Below are 18,861 nucleotides of genomic sequence, written 5' to 3'. Positions count from 1 at the left end.
TTCAGTAGCTGTCAAGTCGCCGATGGTTGGCTCTGACTCAGCGCTGACGACCCGGAGGAGGTGGCCATGAAGAAGTTCACGCCGTACTGGTGATCCCAGGGTGTGGAGTCAGCAGGCTGCCCGAGATGACATGGCTACGGACGGGCAGCCCTGATGACGGCCGGCGGGAATCTCTTCGGAGCACACCGCCGGCCGTCCCCGTTGCGGGGGAAATGTGGTCGGCTCAGCGACCTTTCCAGGACGCAGCCGGCGTGTAGACCCGACTCCGGATCGGCCCGCGCATCGCACCCGGGCCGACCGTGGCCGATGCCGAGAGAGGCGCCGGTCGCACTTATCATGCTCGCATGACGGACCCGACGTCTCCGTTCGGTGACCGCCTGCGGGGGTTGCGCCGGGCGGCCGGGTTGACGATGGAGCAGTTGGCCGAGGCGTCCGGGGTCAGCGCTCGGGCCATCTCGGACATGGAGCGTGGGCATAGCCGTGCGCCGCAGGTCCGCACCCTCGCTGCGCTCGCCGACGGCTTGCGTCTGACCGACCACGAGCGGGCCGGGCTGGAGGCGGCGGCGAGGCAGGCCCGGTCGCCCAGCGCCGCCGGCCGGCCCCGGCTGTGTGAGCTGCCGCGTGGTGTCACCGACTTTGTGGGCCGGGTCGGCGACCTGGTCGTGGCCCGGGAAACGGCGCGGCAGGTCGGCGGCGGCGCGCCGCCGCCGGTGCTGGTGGTTCACGGGCAGCCGGGTTTGGGCAAGACCGCGTTCGCGGTGCGGGTCGCCGAAGATCTGCGTGACGCCTTTCCCGATGGCGCCCTGTATCTCGACCTGCGGGGCACCGACCCGGTTCCGCTTCCGGTCGGTGAGGCGCTGATTCGCTTGCTGCGCGCCCTCGATGTCGGCTCCCGTCAGATCGCCGGCAGCGACGACGAACGGTCCGCGCAACTGCGCGGGATGTTCCGCGACCGGCGGTGCCTGCTCATTCTCGACAACGCCGGATCGGAGGCCCAGGTCCGGCCGCTGCTTCCCGCCGCGGGTGGGTGCCTGGTCGTGGTGACGAGCCGGCGGACGCTCGGCGGCCTGGAGGGCGTCCAGCGGATCGGGCTGACGCCGCTCGCGCCGGGAGAGTCCGCCCGCCTACTGGGCGCGATCGCCGCCCAGGCGGTCGACTCCGCCGCGACCGGGCAGGTCGAGACGGTGGCACGGCTGTGCGGGCACCTGCCGCTGGCCCTGCGGATCGCCGGCACCCGGCTCGCCAGCCGACCGCAATGGACGGTCGGGCATCTGGTGGACCGGCTCGCCGACGCCGACCGCAGGCTTGCCGCGCTGGCCGCGGGGGACACCGCGGTGGCGGCAGCGTTCGCGCTGTCGCACGCGCAGCTGTCCGTCGCGGCGGCCACGGTGTTCCGCCGCCTCGCGCACGTCCCGGGTGCCGATTTCGCGGCACCGCTCGCGGCGGTGCTGACGGAAACCGCGGCTCCCGAGGCGGAGGACCTGCTCGACGAGCTGGTGGAACTCGGGCTGCTGCAGCCGGTGGATGCCGACCGATACCGGTTCCACGACCTTATCCGCCTCTACGCCGACGAGCGGCTGCGGATCGAGGAACCACCCGCCAACCGCGCCGTCACCCACCGACGGATGACCGACTGGCTGCTGGAGACTGCCATCGTCGCCGGTCGCTGGCACGAGCCCGGGTACGGGGCGCTGCCCGACGGCTGGGCGGGCCTGGTGCCGCTGGCCACGCTCGACGAGGCCGGCTCATGGCTGCGGGCGGAGGCCGGTAACTGGCTGCCCGCGCTGCGCACCGCCGCCGCGGACGGCCGCCACCAGCTCGTCGTCGACCTCGCCGAGGCGATGCACTGGTATTCCGACGCGTCGTCCCGCTGGCCCGGCTGGTACGAGGTCTACGGATTGTCCCGGACGGCCGCCGCCGCGCTGCCCGACCGGCGCCAGCAGGCCGTGCACCTCAACTACTACGCCTGGGCGGCTGCGTGGAGCGGGCAGCGGTTCGACGAATCGGCCGAGGTCGCGATGGAGGCATTCCGGCTGGCCGAGGCGATCGAGAACCTCCAGGAACAGGCGTGGGCGCTGCAGTACGCCGGGACCGCCTGGCGGTCCTTGAACCGGCTCGACGACGCGCTGTGGGCCGGTCGGAAGTCGCTCGACCTGGCCGACCAGGTCGGAAACCACGACGGGTACGTGCAGCACATCATAGGCGTGGCCCTCACACTCGCCCGGCAGGGTCGTTACGACGAGGCCATCGACGAGCACCAGCGAGCCCTGGCCGAGCTGGAACGCCGCCCGGTGTCGCCCCGTCCCGCCCTCGTCGCCCGGGTGAACGCGCTGGTCTACGCCGCTTATGCGTGTTGCTTGGCCGGGCGTTGGGAGGAGGCGCTGCGTACGGCCGAGCTGGCCCTGTCACCGACGACCGAGCTCGGCGCGCCGCGCATGCTCGGCAGCGCGCACCTCGCGATCGGGCAGGCATGTGCGGCCCTCGGCCGTACCGCCGAGGCCCGCCCCCATCTAGTCCGTGGCCTCGACCTCGGGGGAGGCGCCGTGCTGAAGGAGCTCGAGGAGGCGGCGCGCGCGACGCTGGCTGGACTGGACGCCGACGATTCTGCGTAATTTCCTGCGTGGTTCGTCCCGGGCCACGCTGATTACATGGGGACACCGCGGCACCCGACCCGATGAGAGTCCCCATGTCTGTCAGTCACGTCACCATCCACGACGGTACCCGGATCTTCTTCAAGGACTGGGGTGCCGGCCGGCCGGTCGTGCTGTCGCACGGCTGGCCTCTCAACAGCGACAGCTGGGAGGCGCAGCAACTGTTCCTCGCCGGGTGCGGTTACCGGGTGATCGCCCATGACCGGCGCGGCCACGGCCGGTCCACCCAGACCTGGCACGGCAACGATCTGGACACCCACGCCGACGACCTCGCCTCGCTGATCGACCACCTGGACCTACGGGACATCACACTGATCGGGTTCGCCACCGGCGCTGGCGAGGTGGCCCGCTACATCGGCCGGCACGGTACCGCCCGGGTCGCCCAGGCCGTCCTCGTCTCCGCCGTCCCGCCCTCTCCCGACGACATGCCGGTCGAGATGATCGACCGGATCCTCTCGGATTTCCTCGCCGACCGGTCACAGCTGTACCGGGATCTCGCTGACGGGCCGTTCTTTGGCGACAACCGTCCCGGAGCCGACATCTCGCAAGGCATCCGGGACGCGTTCTGGCTGCAGTCGATGACGTCCGGGCACCGCAACGCCTACCAGTGCCTCACGGCGCTGCCAGCCACCGACCTCCGCGCCGACCTCGGCCGGTTCGACGTCCCAACCTTGATCATCCACGGCAACGACGACCAGATCGTGCCGATCGATGTCGGCGGCAGGGCCTGCGCCACGTTGGTGCCGCACGCCGAACTCGTCGTCTATCCGGGCGCGCCGCACGGCCTCGCCCACACCCACCAGCACCGGTTGAGCCTCGACCTGCTGGCCTTCCTGAAGAAGTTCAACGACTGAGTGAGGTGGACGTCAAGCATGCTCGGGTCGTCTTCGATCAGGGCCGGCGGGAACAGACCGGAGTTCACACGCGGACACCCGCTCATGCAGATCCTGGGTCCGCTACGGCTGTGGCGTAATGGTGTTGAACTGCACCCGGGCCCCCGGCAACAGGCGTATCTGCTCGCCGTGCTCCTGGCCCACGCGGGCAGGCCGGTCAGCACGAGCGAGTTGATCGATCTGGTCTGGGCCGACGACGCACCGGCGTCAGCGGTGAACATCCTCCAGAAGTACGTCGGAGCGCTGCGGCGGTTGCTGGAACCCGGGCTGTCCACCCGCAGCGCCGGCTCGTACCTCGCGCGCCGGGGCGATGGCTACCTACTCACCGCCGACCCCGGCATGCTGGACCTCGTCACGTTCCGGACGTTGGTGGAGACCGCCCGGACATGCCTCCTGGATCGGCAGCGAGATCGGGCGCTCGACTGTTACGCGCAGGCGCTGGGGCTGTGGCGAGGATCCGCGGGTGATGGACTGGCCCACGGGCTGGCGGCGATGCCGGTCTTCACCGCGTTGGATGGCGAGTTCTTCGACGCGTGCGTGTCGGCCGCGCCGCTGGCGGTCTCGCTGGGCCGGCCCGAGCGCGTACTCCAGGCTTTGCGGCTGGCGGCGTGGATGGCGCCGCTACACGAGACGGTGCAGGCGGCTCTGGTCACCGTGCTGGGTGCCACCGGTCAGCGGGCGGAGGCGTTGTCGGTGTTTCGAGCGACTCGGGCCCGGCTCGCCGAGGAGCTCGGTGTCGTCCCCGGCGCAGCGTTGGAGACCGCGCACCGCAGCGTGCTGAACCAGCAGGCGACGCCGGTCGGCGCGGCCAGAAGGAAGCCCGTCGCCGTGTCGGAGACCCCGCTCGGCGCTCTGGTGGGGCGGGTCGGGACGATTGCCGTGCTGCGGCAGACGGTCGAGTTGGCGTTCACCGGAGGGACGGGGCTCGCCTTGGTCGAGGGTGAGCCCGGCATCGGCAAGACCCGCGTCCTAGAGGAACTCGTCGGTGAGGCGGAACGGCGCGGCGCGCTAATCGCGTGGGGCCGTTGCCTCCCAGACGACGCGACGCCGTCGATGTGGCCGTGGATGCAGGCGGCTCGAGCGCTCCTGGGCGAGATGCCGCCGGAGTGGCAGGCTGACAGGCTCGGTGTTCCCGTGGATACCCGTGGCGGCGAACCGGCCGTGCCGGAGGTTCCGGACCGCGGCGCCCGGTTCCGGCTGTTCGAACGGCTCGCCGCGCTCATCGGCCGGGTCGCGGCAGCGCGGCCGGTGGTGCTCGTCTTCGACGACCTTCAGTGGGCCGACGGCGCCTCGCTCGAGATGTTCCGTCACCTGGCGGCCCGGCTGTCAGCCGGCACCGTCGTCGTTGGCGCACTCCGCGACCGGGCGCCCGTGCCCGGACCGGACCTGGCCCGGATGCTCGCTGCGGCGAGCCGCCTACCCGATCACCGCAGGATCCGGCTCGCCCCGCTGCGCCCGGCCGACGTGGCCGAACTCGTCCACCTCGAGACCGGCCACCGTCCTGAGCCGGCGGTCGCCCGCGCCGTCCACGCCCGCACTGGCGGCAACCCGTTCTTCGTGCGGGAGCTGGCCCGGTTCCTCACTGATGGCGGTCCACCCGCGGCGGACGGCGCTGTGCGGTGCGGTGTTCCGTCCACCGTGCGAGACGTCGTCCGCGCGCGGACAGACGGCCTCGACCCCGACAGCAGAGATCTCCTGCGGATCGCCGCGCTCATCGGAGCCGACGTCGACCTCGCGCTGCTTGCCCGCGCCGCCGGCATCGACGGCCAGACCTGCCTCGACCGCATCGAGCCGCTGGAGGCACTCGGCCTGCTCGAACCCCGTGACCCGTACACGGTCCACTTCCCGCACGACCTGGTCCGCGAGTCCGTCGCTGCGGCCACACCACAACGGCGGGTCGCCGACCTGCACCTGCGCATCGCCGACGCGCTCGATCGCAGCGACGCCGGGCGTCTCGCCCACCACCTGTGGGCGGCCGGCCCGCTCGCCGACCTGCCCCGAACCGTCGGTGCGCTGGTACACGCAGGCAGGCGGGACGCCGCCCGGCGGCTGATGGCCGGGCCGGGCTCCGTCGCCGGCCAGTGCCGCGTGGACGGAGGAGACCGCGCCGGCTACGGCACCAGCGGATCAGCTACGTCCGCGCCGTATCCCGCAACCAACGCATCCCCACCACAGCCGGCCACCGGCGCCCCGACCCGTTGGCCACCGCCGCCCCCGTCGAGGCGTGGGAACGGCGCAGGTGCGGTGACGGCGCCAAAGGTTCACGCCGCTACGCCTGGGCCGCGGCCACCCTCCCTGACGCCGACACCGACGGATACCACCAGTGGCTGCTGATTCGCCGCAGCACCAACCCCGACGACCGCGGGCCTCGGGATCCAAGTGCACTAGCGCTGGTTGGCGGCGCGACGCCACGCGGCGTTGCGCAGGAGGCGTAGGCCGTTGAGTCCGACGAGGATGGTGGATCCTTCGTGTCCGGCGACGCCGAGTGGCAGGGGCAGGGTGCCGGCGAGGTCCCAGGTGACCAGGATGGCGATGAAGGCGCCGGCGATGGCGAGGTTCGCGATGACGAGTCGGCGGGCGCGGCGGGCGAGGGCGATGACGGTGGGTAGGGCGGCGAGTTCGTCGCGGGTGATGACCGCGTCGGCGGTGTCGAGGGCGAGGTCGGATCCGGAGCGGCCCACGGCGATGCCGACGTGGGCGGTGGCGAGGGCGGGGGCGTCGTTGACGCCGTCGCCGACCACGGCCACCGCTCTCCCCGAGCCTGTAGTTCCCGTACTGTCGTGACCTTGTCTTGCGGCAGCAGGCCCGCGCGGACGTCGGTGATGCCGACCTGCGCCGCGAGCCGGGCGGCGGCGCGTGGGTTGTCGCCGGTCAGGAGCTGCGGTGCCGCGCTGGTCAACGAGGTGAGCCGGGTCACGGTGTCGGCGGCGCCGGGGCGGACCTGGTCGGACAGGCCGAGCACGCCGGCGGGTTCACTATCGACCCGGACCACGATCGCGGTACGGCCAGTCCGCTCCAGTTCGTCAACGGCGGCGCGTGATCCACAGACCCGGCAGTCCGGGGGAGCGCCGGAGCGTCAGGTGGAAGGGCGGAGGCCGGCTTGATAGGCGAGTACGACCAGTTGGGCGCGATCACGCGCGTCGAGCTTGGTCATGGCGTGGTTGACGTGGGTCTTGACGGTGAACGGGCTCAGTGTGAGTTGCTCGGCGATCTCGGTGTTCGACATGCCGGTGGCCACGAGGCCGACGATCTCGCGTTCCCGGTCGGTCAGCCCGTCGAGAAGTCCGGAGACCGTGACGGTACCTTGGTCGCTCAGGGCCAGATACCGGGCGATCAGCCCTCGGGTGGCGGCGGGGGATAGCAGAGCGTCGCCACGGGCTACGGTACGGATCGCGTCGATCAGCGCCTCCGGGCGTGCGCTCTTGCCGAGGAAGCCGCTGGCGCCGGCGCGGAGCGCGTCGAAGACGTACTGGTCGACCTCGAAGGTGGTCAGGATCAGCACCTTCACGCCGGCCAGGCTTTCGTCGGCGGTGATCTGGCGGGTTGCGGCCAGACCGTCGAGTACGGGCATCCGGATGTCCATGAGCACGACGTCGGCCCGGGTCTGCCGGACCAGTCGGACGGCCTCGCTACCGGTGGCGGCTTCACCGACGACGGTCAGGTCAGCGGCGCTGTCGACCATCAGGCGCAGTCCGGCGCGGACGATGTCCTGATCGTCGGCGAGCAGGACGCGTACGGCCGTCATCGCGTGACACCGGCTGCGGCCGGCAGTTCGGCGGTGACCCGGAAGCCGCCCTCGGGACGATGGCCGGCGGAGAGCCGGCCGCCGAGTGTGGTGGCTCGCTCCCGCATTCCGATGATGCCGTGTCCGGTCCGGCTGGGTGCCCGTTCGGGCGTGGAGCTGTGTGGTGGTCGCCCGTCGTCGTCCACGGTCAGTGCCAGCGTTGCGGGGGTGAAGGTGAGCCGGATGGTCGCGGCCGCTCCGGCCGCGTGTTTGGCGGTGTTCGTCAGGGACTCCTGGATCAGCCGGTAGACGGTGAGGTCGACGGCCTCGGGAAGCGGGCGGGGTGGGCCACTGATCTCGTAGGTCACGTGCAGGCCGGTGGCGGCGAAGGACGCGATCAGGTCGTCGAGCCGGTCGAGCCGTCCGGCCGGTTCGACGGGTTCGGTCTCGCCGGGCTGGCGCAGCAGGCCGACCGTGAGCCGTAGTTCCTCCAGTGCCGCCTCGCTGGCGTTCTGGATGTGGGCGAGGGACTCCCGGGCCTTGCTGAGGTCTTTGCCCAGTAGGTAGGTCATCGCGCCCGCCTGCACGTTGATGAGCGCTACCTGGTGGCCCACGGCGTCGTGCAGTTCCCGCGCGATCCGTAGTCTCTCGGCCTGCACACTGCGGCGTGCCTCGTCATCGCGGCTCTGTTCCGCTCGGCGGGCCCGTTCTTCGAGCATTGCGCGTCGTGCGCGGTTGGCGCGAACGGCTTGGCCGAGGGCGGCCGCCGCGAGAAGCCACGGCAGCGTGGCGAGACTGGCCAGCGCGATCCTGTCCTGCAACGCGGATACCACGCCGCCGGCCAGGACCACGGCGACGCTCACGGCCGTGCTGCCGGCGATCACCGCGGTCTTTTCGGCGCGCAGGGAGAACAGCAGCATCGCCGCTGCCAGGGCAGGCCGGGCGGGCGGCTCCGGTGCGCCGGCGGGCAACATCGCGATCACACCGGCGGTCGCCGCCGCCAGGATGAGCCAGGTCGGCCAGTGTAGGGCCGGGACGACGACGAAGCTCGCGCAGACCACCAGGGCGCTACCGAACACCGGCACCGTGAGCGCGGGCTGGACCTGGACCGCCGCAATGGCCATGGTGATCAGGAACAGGACGCCGGCACCGGCCGCGTGGGTGGCCGTGGGATGCGCGACGGCGTACCGGTGCCACCGGTGACCCACCCGTTGCACGGACGCGGCCACATTCCGGCCGCCGGCCCTGCGACGAAGGCCACTGGCCGGCTCCTCAGCTCCCACACGCCGACAGTAGGCAACCCGTCGCCGCAGCGGCAAAGAAATCGCACCGAGCGCAGTAGGCAACCCCGTGCCTGGCCCCGTGGGCGCCTGCGATCGCAGTAGCTGCCGTGCCCGGCATACCGCGATCGGAGCGGATCGAGTCACGACGCCAGGCCGAAGACCGGCAGGGTCCGCATGACGAACGATGTAAGCGTCGCGTTTCACCCAGGTCTGGCGGGTCGCGCACCGGCCACAGCCACACCTTGACGCCGCCGTCCACCGACGACGCGGCGGCGATTTCGTAAGCCTTGGACAGGAGACCTCAGCATGGCCTCGTTGCTGTACCGGCTCGGCCGGTTCTCGTTCCACCGCCGATGGCTGGTCACCGCCGCATGGCTGGCCGTCCTGATGGCCGCCCTGGTAGGCGCGCTCACCCTGTCTGGGCCCACGCAGGAGACGTTCAGCATCCCGGGAACCCCGGCCCAGAAGGCGGTCGACCTGCTCGCCGGACGGTTCCCGCAGGCCTCGGCCGATGGCGTCACCGCCCGCGTGGTGTTCGCCGCACCCGGCGGAGAGAAACTGAGCGACCCGGCATACCAGCGGGCGATCGGTACCGCGGTCGCTGAGCTGAAACAGGCACCGCAGGTCGCCTCGGTCAACGATCCGTTCACCTCCGGCACGATCAACCAGGCCGGCACGATCGGCTTCACCCAAGCGACCTACACGGCCAACGCCGACGATCTCACCGATGCCGCCCGCGACACGCTCACGGCGGTTGCCGCCCGCGCCCGGGCAAGCGGGCTCAGCGTCGAGATCGGCGGCAATGCGCTCGACAGCTCACCCAACTTCGGCGTCGGCGAGATCATCGGCGTGGTCGTAGCCGCGGTCGTACTGATCATCACGTTCGGGTCCCTGATCGCGGCCGGCCTGCCGCTGCTGACCGCGCTCCTCGGCATCGGAATCGGCATCGGGGCCATCGTCACGGTCTCCGGCTTCGTCGACCTCTCCTCCAACACCCCCATCCTCGCCCTGATGCTCGGCCTCGCGGTGGCCATCGACTACGCCCTGTTCATCGTCTCCCGATACCGCGACGAACTCGCCGCCGGCCACGACCACCATGAGGCCGCCGGCCGCGCCGTCGGCACCGCCGGCTCGGCCGTCGTCTTCGCCGGCCTCACCGTGATCATCGCCTTGGCGGCGCTGACCGTCGTCGGGATCCCGTTCCTGGCCCAGATGGGTCTGGCCGCCGCGTTCACCGTCGCGGTCGCCGTGGTCATTGCATTGACGCTGCTACCGGCCCTGCTCGGCTTCACCGGTCGCCGCCTCACCGCCGGCCGCATCCGGCAACCGCGCCCCGACGACGTGCGGGCCCGGGCCACCCTCGGCACCCGGTGGGCCCGGACGATCGCCCGACGGCCGGTGGCGGTGCTACTCACCGCGGTCATCGCGCTCGGGGTAGTCGCGCTGCCAGCACTCGATCTGCGCCTCGGAATGCCCGACGACAGCACCGCTGCTCCGGAGACCACCCAGCGCAAGGCCTACGACACCCTCTCAGCCGGCTTCGGACCCGGGTTCAACGGGCCGCTCATCGTCGTCGTCGACGCGACCGCGGGTACCGCCCAGGCAGCCGCCGACCAGGTCGCCCAGCAGATCCGCGGGCTCGACGACGTCGCCACCGTCACCGAACCCACGCTGAACCCGGCAGCCGACACCGCCATCCTGACCGTCATCCCCGCCAGCGGTCCCAGTGACCCCGCGACCGAGAGCCTGGTACGAGCCATCCGCACCCGCGACGGCAGCATCCCCGGCGCGACCATCGCCGTCACCGGACTGACCGCCATCAACATCGACATCTCCGCGAAGCTGGGCGCCGCCCTACCGCCCTACCTCACGGTCGTGGTCGGCCTCGCCTTCATCCTGCTCCTGCTGGTGTTCCGGTCACTGCTCGTGCCGATCAAGGCAACCCTCGGGTTCCTGCTCAGCGTTGCCGCTACCTTCGGCACCGTCGTCGCGGTCTTCCAGTGGGGATGGCTCACCGACGTACTCGGCGTCGAACAGGTCGGACCCATCATCAGCTTCCTGCCAATCGTCCTCATCGGCATCGTCTTCGGCCTCGCCATGGACTACCAGGTCTTTCTGGTCACCCGGATGCGCGAGGAATACGTCCACGGCACCCCGCCCCGGGAAGCCGTGATCACAGGCTTCAGCCACGGCGCCCGCGTCGTCACCGCCGCCGCGATCATCATGATCAGCGTCTTCTCCGGGTTCATCCTCGCCCCGGACGCCATCATCAAGTCCATCGGCTTCGCCCTCGCAGCCGCCATCCTCTTCGACGCCATCATCGTCCGGATGACCATCGTGCCCGCCGTGATGACCCTGCTCGGCAAGGCCGCCTGGTGGCTACCACGCTGGCTCGACAACATCCTGCCCAACATCGACGTGGAAGGGGAGAAACTGCGCCACCAACTCGACGACAGGCCGGTCGAGAGAACCCCGGAACACGTACCGGCCTGACCCGGAGGACCTCACCGTCCCGTTCGGCTGGTCATGGGCCGACCAGGTCGCCGCACTGAATTCGACGGCGCGTCTGTCTCACCAACCCGTTACCTAACGAATCCCGAACGGCCCGCCGAGGTCCGCAGGGATGCCTGCCCGTTACCTGGCCCTCGAGGTCTCCAACAAGATCGGCAGCGTGGGCTCGGCGAGCCGTTCGTGGGGTGGTCCGGCTCGCTGAGTACACGCCTGCACACCTCTGGATCGAGCCAGGTCTCGTGCAAGACCGGCGGACCTTGGCGGGGCAGGACCACCTCGTGACCTCGGGCAGGATGTTGATCGTGATCGCACCCCGCTCGCACGGCGACCGCCTGGCGCCGGGCGGGGGTCCACGGCGCGGCGGCCACCAGCACCGATCGCGGCGTGCCCATCTCAGTGACGGAAGGGGTCGGTGCCGCGTCGTGCAGTTCGTGGGCGGCCCGGCGGTATCGACGCATCCGCCACGTTCTCCGGACTGGCGACGCGATCTAGGGAACCGTGTCCGTGTAGACCTCGACGTCGTAGAGCAGCCGGATGGGTTCACCGTTCGTGACACCGATGAAGACGGGTTCGCCGGCCGGGGTGCGACCGTGGCGCCAGACCTGCTCGCGGGCGGCGTCGCGGGACTCGTGGTGGATCTTGCCGGCCCGATGCAGTTCCAGGACTCGGCGGGCGATGGTCCGGTCGCTGTCGAGCTGTATACGCATCAGGGGCATGTGCTGGTGCTTCCCTCCGTGGTACGAGGCACGAAACTCCCGGCGAAGAAGCCGGCGGCCACGATGCGCGGCTCGACCACCGCAAGCCTGTGACGCCGCGCCCCGCTAGAGGTCGCTACCTGGCGACAGCCGGAACAGGGTGACCGAGTGCGGCGGGAAGGTGGCGGTGAAGCCGTTGGGGTCCACGGAGCGGGTGGATGCCGCCATCGATACCGTGGTCGGCGCAACGTCGTCGTTGTACGCCGTAAACGACGACGGCGCGACTTGGCGCACCTCGCCGGCGCCGTTGCCGACGAACCCGTTGACGACCAGCTGAGCGGTGATCGTGTCGCCCGCCACGGGGGAGCGGTTGACCACCATGACGTACACTGCGCCCGCTGAGCCGCGCGTGGCTGTGACATTGAGCTTCTCATAGCTGTCATCGCATCGGGCCAGCGGCGGCGTGGGGTGGTCACACATCTCCGCGTCGGGTGGGTCGCGAAGTGGGGTGCCCGACACAGTGTGACGGATCCGCTTGCCCCGGGCCTCGAACATTGGCTTTACCGCTTCCCGGGTGGCGGCCTCTGCGGAGAACACGAACCCCTTCCCGGCGGGGCCCAACAGCGTGTACCACCCGTCGGAGGAGAAGTCGTTGCCCTCCGCCCACGGGACGCCCAGCTCCAGCCAGTTGATCCACTGGTCGGCCATGTAGAGCGCGTGCGTCATCGAGGACGCGTAGTTCCTGAACGGCTGGTTCGGTCCCCACAGAGCGCCGTACTCGGAGATCGCGATGAACGGGTGTGGCGCCGAAGTGTTGGCGTTGACCGCTTCCCGCAGGTCGACGACGAACTGCCGCTGATCCCAGGAGCTGAGCATGTGCCAGTCGTGGGCCTCCACGGCGCTGTCCCAGTCGTTCCGCTGCTGCCCCTCGAAGTGGGTGTACGGGTGCGCGGTGAGGCAGTCGTATCGGCTACCCGCCGGTGCGAGCTGCTTGAACCAGCTCGGGAAGTTGACCGCCCCCCACGACGCGCAGACGTCGATGTCGGGGTCGACCGCCTTCATTCGCGCGTAGAAATCGACGAAGCCCAGGTGCGTGGACGTGTAGTCGGCGACCACGGTGGTCCCGGCCGGCGGTATCGCGCCGTGCACGCCGTCGCCGAAGGCCACCTCGCCGACGTGCGGGCGCAGAACGTAGACTCGGTCGTGCGGCCCGGCGGTCTCCAGGCTGGCCACCCGCCGCCAGGTGACGCCGTTGACCCGAAGCGTGAACGTGTCGACCACCGCTGAGGGATAGTTGATGTTGAATACCTGACCGGCGGTGCCGTCGCTCGCTTTCGTCCCGGTCGAACCCGCGCACGGGTTGCCGGAGTCGTCGCGCTGCGCCAGCTTGCCGAGCCCTTCGCCGGTGATGCGCCGGTCGCCGCCCTTGATGTATTGCTCGATCGCGGCCCGGCGGGGCGTTGGTGAGCTTGGATCGTCCTGCGACATCCAGTACCGCTGGTCTGCGTGGTAGTGCTCGTTTCCCAGCTCCCAGCGGGTGACGCCATAGGGCTCCGGATGGCCGTTGGCCGCGCGCACCTCGGCCCAGTCTGTGCCGCCGTTCGGGTTGACGCCGTCGCCGGCCGGTGTATTCGTGTACTCCACGAGGTCGGCCGCGTCGATAGGGTTGCCGATCGTCATGGGAACCATGATCTGTGCTTCCGCACCGATCGCTCGGGTGAATGTCATGTGCTCGTCGAGACCGTAGGCCGGGTACCGTGCCAGCAACACGTCGTCGGCGGGATTGGCGGCGTTGCCAAGGCCACCAAATGGACCGATCCGGCCGTCCCGCTGGCACATCCGGTTACTTCCGATGGTGCCTTTCCACCAGACGGTGTTTCCTACGGTGCCACCCGGCCAGCGCAGCAGCTTCATGCCCATCCGTTGAGCTTTGGCCGCCACGTCGGGAACGGCCCGACCGGCCGCCGGCTCCCAGGTGCCGTAACCATCGAATGTGTATCGATGGTTGGCGCCGAGTATTGCCGTGAAGACATCGCCCTGGTCGTCGCCGCCGCCTCCGGCGTAGAGGGTGATTGTGGCGGTGTCCGCGGCCGCGGGGTGCGAGCCGACCACACCGAACCCGGACAGCGTCACCAGCACGACCAGGCCAACGGCGGCATGACGTCGGAGACGATTCACGCCGCACATCATGACATCGTGCCGCCGCGTCGTGGGCACATCCGCGCGGACGATTGCCGGAACCGGCTTGCCCGACGATCGCGTCGAAACGGCGTGCAGAGATTGTTCGTCGCGGTGATGTTGTGGCCGTCGGCGGCTGCGCGGCGGGCGAGTCTGCCCACGAGCGGCTGTTTCTGCGCCACACGCGGCCCGGTGACGATGCTGGGCTGACCGACCGCAAGGAGTACGCCGACAGCAGACGGCCCGTATTGTGCAAGGCACCGGCCCGCTGGGCGGACAGATACGTCGTCGCCCTGCGGGACGAGTTCCAGCCGCAGGGTGTGCAGCCGGCTGATTGTCTCGGTACGGGCCTGACCCAGCGGTCACGGCGCTCCGCGTGGACCCAACCTACTGGGCGTGGCCGTCCCGATCGAGTTCGGCAAGTCCGGTCAGGATGCGGTCCAAGCCGAACTGGAAATCCTCGTCGGTGTAGCCGATGGTCCCGGTGTTTGCCTGGTCGGCGAAGAGGCGGCAGAACATGGGATACCGGTTCGGTGTCAAGACCCTGCCGAGAAATCCGAAGTAGTCGCCCGTCGCGGTGTCGCTGCCGTCCGCGATGATCGGGTCGAGGGTGAGGCGGGCCTGCTCCCGGACGTAGCCGGAGATCAGGGTGACGGCGCGGAGTTGGTCATGAGCACCCAGGGTCGTTTGGGATAAGGCTCTGAGCATGTGCTCGCCCCACATGAGTTCGTTCGGCGTGCTTGGCGGGCCGGATGTGGGCACCTCCAGGACCCACGGATGCCGTCGGTAGAGGTCGTAGATCTGCCAGGCGATGGCAGCCAGCGACTCGCGCCACCGTCGAGGGTCGGGTGGCGGCAGATCGGGTGGTGGTGCAGCGGCGGCGTCGCGCATCACCACGACGAGGTCGTCTTTGGAGCGGACGTGCCGGTACAACGAAGTCGTCACGGTGCCGAGGGCGGCGGCGACGCGAGCCAGCGATACGGCGGCGAGCCCTTCGCCGTCGGCGATGTCGATGGCGGCTGTGACGATCCGTGCCAAGGTGAGACCCGGTCGCGGGCCAGGCTTGCGCTCGTTGCTCGACTCGCCCGCCCGGGGCCCGTCGTTGAAGCCGCGCCAGGCCAGTTCGACACCCGTCGGTGTCCGTGCTCGGTGCTGTTCGCCCATGGTGCCGTCCCCCTGCTGTGGTGCGTGCGTTGGCAAGCCTATAGTGGCGTAGTAGCCTCGCCACTACCGTGAATACGGTACGCCACTAAGGGGAGAGGGTCATGAAGACGAGAACATCGGTCGCGCCGGTGGGTATGTGGGCAGGTGGCGGCTTCGCTGCCCTAGTTCTGGCTTACCTGGCGGCCCTCACGGTGATGATGGTGAGGGGATTGCCGTTTCCGCCCCAGGAACCGTTTTTGACCACCTTTCATGTGATCATGATGGTCGTGGTCCTGGTGATGGTGCCGCTGTGGTGCGCCATCCACCTCGCGGCGCCGGCGGACCGGCAGGTGTTCACGTTCATCTCGCTGACGTTCATCGTCATGCTCGCTGTGGTGGTCTGCGCCAACCGGTTCGTGGCGCTGACGTTGGTCCGGCAGAGCCCCGGCCTGGGACAGACAGCGGGGCTGGAGTGGTTCCAGCCGTACGGCTGGCCGTCACTCATGTTCGCCTTCGAGATTCTCGGCTGGGGTGTGTTCTTCTCGCTCGCCTGCCTGTTTCTGACCCCGGCGTTCCGTGGACATGGACTCGAGCGCGGCATCGCCGTAACCCTCGCGGTCACGGGCGTGCTCAGCCTGGGTGGCGCACTGGGACTCCTGGTCAACTCCACGGCGATCATGGGCGCGATCGCCCCACTGGCCTGGGGACTGGGTCCGGCCATCGCGGCTGTCCTGGTCATGATCTGGCTGCGGGGTCGGTCGCACGATCCAGGCACTGGGTCCGGCTGGTGTGGGCCGACCCCGGCTATACCGGCCGGCTCGTCGACTGGGCCGCCACCCGCCTCGCACTGACCGTCCGGATCGTCGCCGAACTCGTCGGGCAGACCACGTTCGTCGTGCTGCGCGTCGTTGGTGTGTGTGGAACGCACGTTCTCCTGGATCAACCGGTGCCGACGTACCGTCTGGGATTACGAACGGCTACCCAACCACCACGCCGCAATGGCCCATTGGATCAGATCATTGCGGCAGGGGCGGCGCGATCAGGGAGGCTTCCTCGATTGGGTCCTCAGACGGGTACGAGCAGCGGCTCGGCGCTCCCGGCGTCCTCGACCGCACCGGCCGCCATGGGACGCGGTACCGGCCGACTTCCCCCACCACCCACGCGATGTGACCGGCTTCCCCGGCCTGGATTGCCTCGGGCGCCGGGATGGAACTGCTCCCTGCTCGGCGCGGTGCGGACGGTGCCAGCGGATCGCAACGCCACATGCCGCTGCCCGGTGGGCAAAGATCCTGGCGGCCGATCGAAGAGCGTGGTGCACACCCGAGGCAGGCGCAGGCCGGTCGATCCCGGCCAAACCCTCTTCAGCGGAGCTACTTGGCACTCCCTGCGGGGCCCTCTTCGCTGGAATCCGGCCCGCCACGACGCGCCGTGATCGCCGCACTCTCTCATCCGTGGGGCTACGAGAAGTCCCACATCCAAGCGTTGGACCGGTCCCAGCCGATACTGCCGATGATGCCGGGCATGCCGGAGCGGCGTACGCACGACTACCACCGGCACGGGGTCACCAGCTTGTTCGCCGCGTTCAACATCGCCGACGGCACGGTGATCGGTGAGTCGCACCGCCAGCACCGTGCCACCGAGTTCCGCACGTTCCTGGCCACGATCGACAAGACCGTGCCCGCCTACCTCGACATCCATCTGATCTGCGACAACTACGGCACCCACAAGACGCCGCCGTACCCTGCTACGGGTCGCTGATGCGCCCGGCTTCGTGCTCACGGTGCTGGGAAGGCCGTTGCTCGGTCGTCGATCGCGGAGGCCGAGCTGCCGACGGCGGCGTGAGCAGCCAGGCGATGTGCCCTCAGCTCCAGCGGTAGCGAGTCTGGGACGACTCGCTACCCGTGGCGAAGGCGAACCCCTTGTCTGGCTGGACCCGGTAGAGCTGAACATTGCCGGTCCGAACGGCTTCGCCCAGTTGGTACCAGGTTCCGTCCTCGCGGGTGAGCTGCCAGCCATAGGCCTGCTCGAACGCGGTCGCCACCGCTTCCCTGGTGGCCTGGTCGGTGACCAGGCTCGCACTGCCTTCGATGATGTAGTCCATGCCGGTCAGGGCGCCGGTTCCGGCGGTTAGCGCGCAGCGCGGGTTGGCGCTGAGATTCTTGGCTTTCTGCTCGTTGTCGCCGGTGGTGAACCACATCGCGCCGTGCGACCAGATCGCCAGCAACGGTGTCACGTGCGGGCGGCCGTCCCGGCGCACCGTGCACAGCTGGAATTCTGGATCCGGCGCAGTGCCCACTCCGTCGCCTCCCACGGCGTCGGGTTGGCGCCTGGCGAGGAGAACGGACCGAGGCTGGTCTGCGGCGCGGTCGAGTTGTCGGCCGTATGAGTGGACATGGTTTCTCCTTGTGATCGTCGGCGAATTCCGCCCCGGCGCAGCCGCGGGGAAGGTTCAGCGGGTCCCGGCAAGATGGTCAGCCAGGATCGTGGTGACCGACAGCGCGGTGTCGAAGTTCGGAGCGAGCCGGGTTTTCGTCAGCGCGAAGGCGACTCCCCGCACGGGGTCCGCGTAGGCGTAGCTTCCGCCCCCGCCCGGCCACCCGAACGCCACGGAGTTCTCCTCGGCGGGGGCACCGATCCTGCCGATCGGGAAGCCCAACGCCATCCGCGCCGGAGTGCCGAAAGTCTGGTCCACGCCCTCGAAGGCGAGCGCGGACAGTTCCGCCAGGCGCGCAGAGTCCACGAGCTTGCCCTGCAACACGGCGTTGTACATCGCGGCAAGGCCGTGCGCAGTGGCGATGCCCACCGACGGTATGTCGGCGCGCAGGATCTCGCCGTTGTTGCCGAAGTCGGCACTCGGCTGGTTTTCCCACGGCGCGAGGATCGCGTCACGGTCGTCAGGGCCGGCAGGCCATTGCCGCGTCTGCTGCTCCAGGCGCGCCAACCCGGGCAGGGAATCCTTCGGAGCGGCGAAGTAGAGCTGCCCCTCGATACCGAGCGGCGCAGTGATCCACTCACGCAGCAACTCGCACATGGGCTGCCCGGTCGCGCGGCGGGCCAGCTCGCCGACGAGATAGCCGAAGGTATAGGAGTGATAGCCCATGGCGGTGCCCGGCCGCCAGCGCGGTTCGGCGGCGGCCAGCGACCCACATACCCTGGGCCAGTCGGGAAGCTCGCGCGGGGTGATCTCGCGCGGCATGGCCGGAAGACCGACCGTGTGGGTCAGCACGTGCCGCAGTGTCGCCGTGGCCTTGCCGTGCACACCGAACTCGGGCCACAGGTCCGTGACCGGGCTGTCGTAGTCGAGGAAACCCCGCGCCACGAGTAGATGCGCGAGCGTGGCCGCCACGTTCTTGCCAGTAGAGAAACTGAAGATCGGTGTGTCGGAGGTGACTGGTCGGCAGGTGGCGGGGTCGGCCGTGCCGGCCACCGCGTCGACGATCAGCGCGCCATCCCGATAGACAGCGACCTGCACACCGGTCTCCGCGCCGGTACCGACCAGCGTACCGATATGACGCTGAATCTGTTCCTGTATCTCGCCCATCTCCATCCTCGTCACTCTCCCCCGACCGCGACGGAGGATTCGCACCTCCCCGGAGCGTGGCGCGCCGCCCGCCCGTGTCCTCCCGCCCAGCAAGCCACGTCGGCCGCCGTGGTGTCTCCGGTATGGCCTCGCCTAGTGATTGTGGTTTGCAATCAGTGTCGATGCTAGGCGGCGTGGTGGTAGATCGCAATCACTAGCCGGGACGCTCACCGCTGCGGGTCTGCTGACTGGCGAGGACGCCC

14 protein-coding genes and 1 pseudogene are annotated in these 18,861 nt (G+C 69.8%); 6 read left to right on the top strand and 9 right to left on the bottom strand.

Annotated features, from left to right (window positions below; all coding sequences use genetic code 11):
- Positions 1-344 precede the first annotated feature (344 nt).
- From Pma05_RS33795 to Pma05_RS33785, 3 genes are all read left to right on the top strand, one after another.
- Positions 345-2,612: an ATP-binding protein gene (locus tag Pma05_RS33795; RefSeq protein ID WP_203861582.1), complete on the top strand. Its 2,268-nt coding sequence runs from the start codon at positions 345-347 to the stop codon at positions 2,610-2,612.
- A 74-nt stretch (positions 2,613-2,686) separates the two neighbouring features.
- On the top strand, positions 2,687-3,505 hold the full coding sequence (locus tag Pma05_RS33790) for an alpha/beta fold hydrolase (RefSeq protein WP_239313669.1): 819 nt from the start codon (positions 2,687-2,689) through the stop codon (positions 3,503-3,505).
- Positions 3,506-3,589: 84 nt separating this feature from the next.
- Positions 3,590-5,878, top strand: a complete 2,289-nt coding sequence (locus Pma05_RS33785; RefSeq protein ID WP_239313665.1) for an ATP-binding protein — start codon at positions 3,590-3,592, stop codon at positions 5,876-5,878.
- 50 nt (positions 5,879-5,928) lie between these two features.
- Here the strand turns inward: Pma05_RS33785 and Pma05_RS43845 are convergent, their stop codons facing one another.
- The 4 genes and pseudogenes from Pma05_RS43845 to Pma05_RS33770 form a co-directional block, all read right to left on the bottom strand.
- Entirely contained in the window at positions 5,929-6,291 is a 363-nt protein-coding gene (locus tag Pma05_RS43845; RefSeq protein ID WP_307836981.1) for a hypothetical protein, read from the bottom strand.
- A gap of 59 nt (positions 6,292-6,350) precedes the next feature.
- Positions 6,351-6,536 (bottom strand): annotated as a pseudogene (locus Pma05_RS43840) (HAD family hydrolase); the annotation flags it as partial.
- A gap of 84 nt (positions 6,537-6,620) precedes the next feature.
- The gene (locus Pma05_RS33775) at positions 6,621-7,289 is read right to left on the bottom strand and encodes a response regulator transcription factor (RefSeq protein ID WP_203861580.1); all 669 of its coding nucleotides are present in this window, start codon (positions 7,287-7,289) and stop codon (positions 6,621-6,623) included.
- Entirely contained in the window at positions 7,286-8,485 is a 1,200-nt protein-coding gene (locus Pma05_RS33770) for a sensor histidine kinase (protein ID WP_203861579.1), read from the bottom strand. The genes Pma05_RS33775 and Pma05_RS33770 overlap by 4 nt, the downstream gene beginning before the upstream one ends.
- A 372-nt stretch (positions 8,486-8,857) precedes the next feature.
- Here Pma05_RS33770 and Pma05_RS33765 point away from each other — a divergent pair, with 372 nt between their 5' ends.
- On the top strand, positions 8,858-11,044 hold the full coding sequence (locus Pma05_RS33765; protein ID WP_203861578.1) for an MMPL family transporter: 2,187 nt from the start codon (positions 8,858-8,860) through the stop codon (positions 11,042-11,044).
- A 506-nt stretch (positions 11,045-11,550) separates the two neighbouring features.
- Here the strand turns inward: Pma05_RS33765 and Pma05_RS33760 are convergent.
- The 3 genes from Pma05_RS33760 to Pma05_RS33750 form a co-directional block, all read right to left on the bottom strand.
- Positions 11,551-11,769, bottom strand: a complete 219-nt coding sequence (locus tag Pma05_RS33760; protein ID WP_239313663.1) for a hypothetical protein — start codon at positions 11,767-11,769, stop codon at positions 11,551-11,553.
- Between the two features lie 114 nt (positions 11,770-11,883).
- A complete protein-coding gene (locus tag Pma05_RS33755) occupies positions 11,884-13,935 on the bottom strand; it encodes an alpha-L-arabinofuranosidase family protein (protein ID WP_203861576.1) in 2,052 nt (683 codons plus the stop codon).
- Positions 13,936-14,322: 387 nt separating this feature from the next.
- Complete coding sequence (locus tag Pma05_RS33750) at positions 14,323-14,973, bottom strand: TetR/AcrR family transcriptional regulator (protein WP_203861575.1); 651 nt, start codon at positions 14,971-14,973, stop codon at positions 14,323-14,325.
- 227 nt (positions 14,974-15,200) lie between these two features.
- On the opposite strand from Pma05_RS33750, the gene Pma05_RS33745 reads away from it, so the two are divergent.
- Together Pma05_RS33745 and Pma05_RS33740 are read left to right on the top strand one after the other, a co-directional pair.
- A complete protein-coding gene (locus tag Pma05_RS33745; protein ID WP_203861574.1) occupies positions 15,201-15,929 on the top strand; it encodes a hypothetical protein in 729 nt (242 codons plus the stop codon).
- 661 nt (positions 15,930-16,590) lie between these two features.
- Positions 16,591-16,836 carry a hypothetical protein gene (locus tag Pma05_RS33740; protein ID WP_372441607.1) on the top strand — a complete coding sequence of 82 codons (246 nt, stop codon included), beginning with the start codon at positions 16,591-16,593 and terminating at the stop codon, positions 16,834-16,836.
- Between the two features lie 103 nt (positions 16,837-16,939).
- Here Pma05_RS33740 and Pma05_RS33735 read toward each other — a convergent pair whose 3' ends face one another.
- Together Pma05_RS33735 and Pma05_RS33730 are read right to left on the bottom strand one after the other, a co-directional pair.
- Entirely contained in the window at positions 16,940-17,374 is a 435-nt protein-coding gene (locus tag Pma05_RS33735) for a pyridoxamine 5'-phosphate oxidase family protein (RefSeq protein ID WP_203861573.1), read from the bottom strand.
- Positions 17,375-17,527: 153 nt separating this feature from the next.
- Positions 17,528-18,619, bottom strand: coding sequence for a serine hydrolase domain-containing protein (locus Pma05_RS33730; protein ID WP_203861572.1), 1,092 nt, complete (start codon positions 18,617-18,619; stop codon positions 17,528-17,530).
- Positions 18,620-18,861: the final 242 nt, after the last annotated feature.

The sequence above is a fragment of the Plantactinospora mayteni genome (assembly GCF_016862935.1).
GTDB lineage: Bacteria > Actinomycetota > Actinomycetes > Mycobacteriales > Micromonosporaceae > Plantactinospora > Plantactinospora mayteni.
The sequence above is the reverse complement of the archived record's forward strand: the minus strand, read 5'-3'. Positions and strand labels throughout refer to the sequence as shown.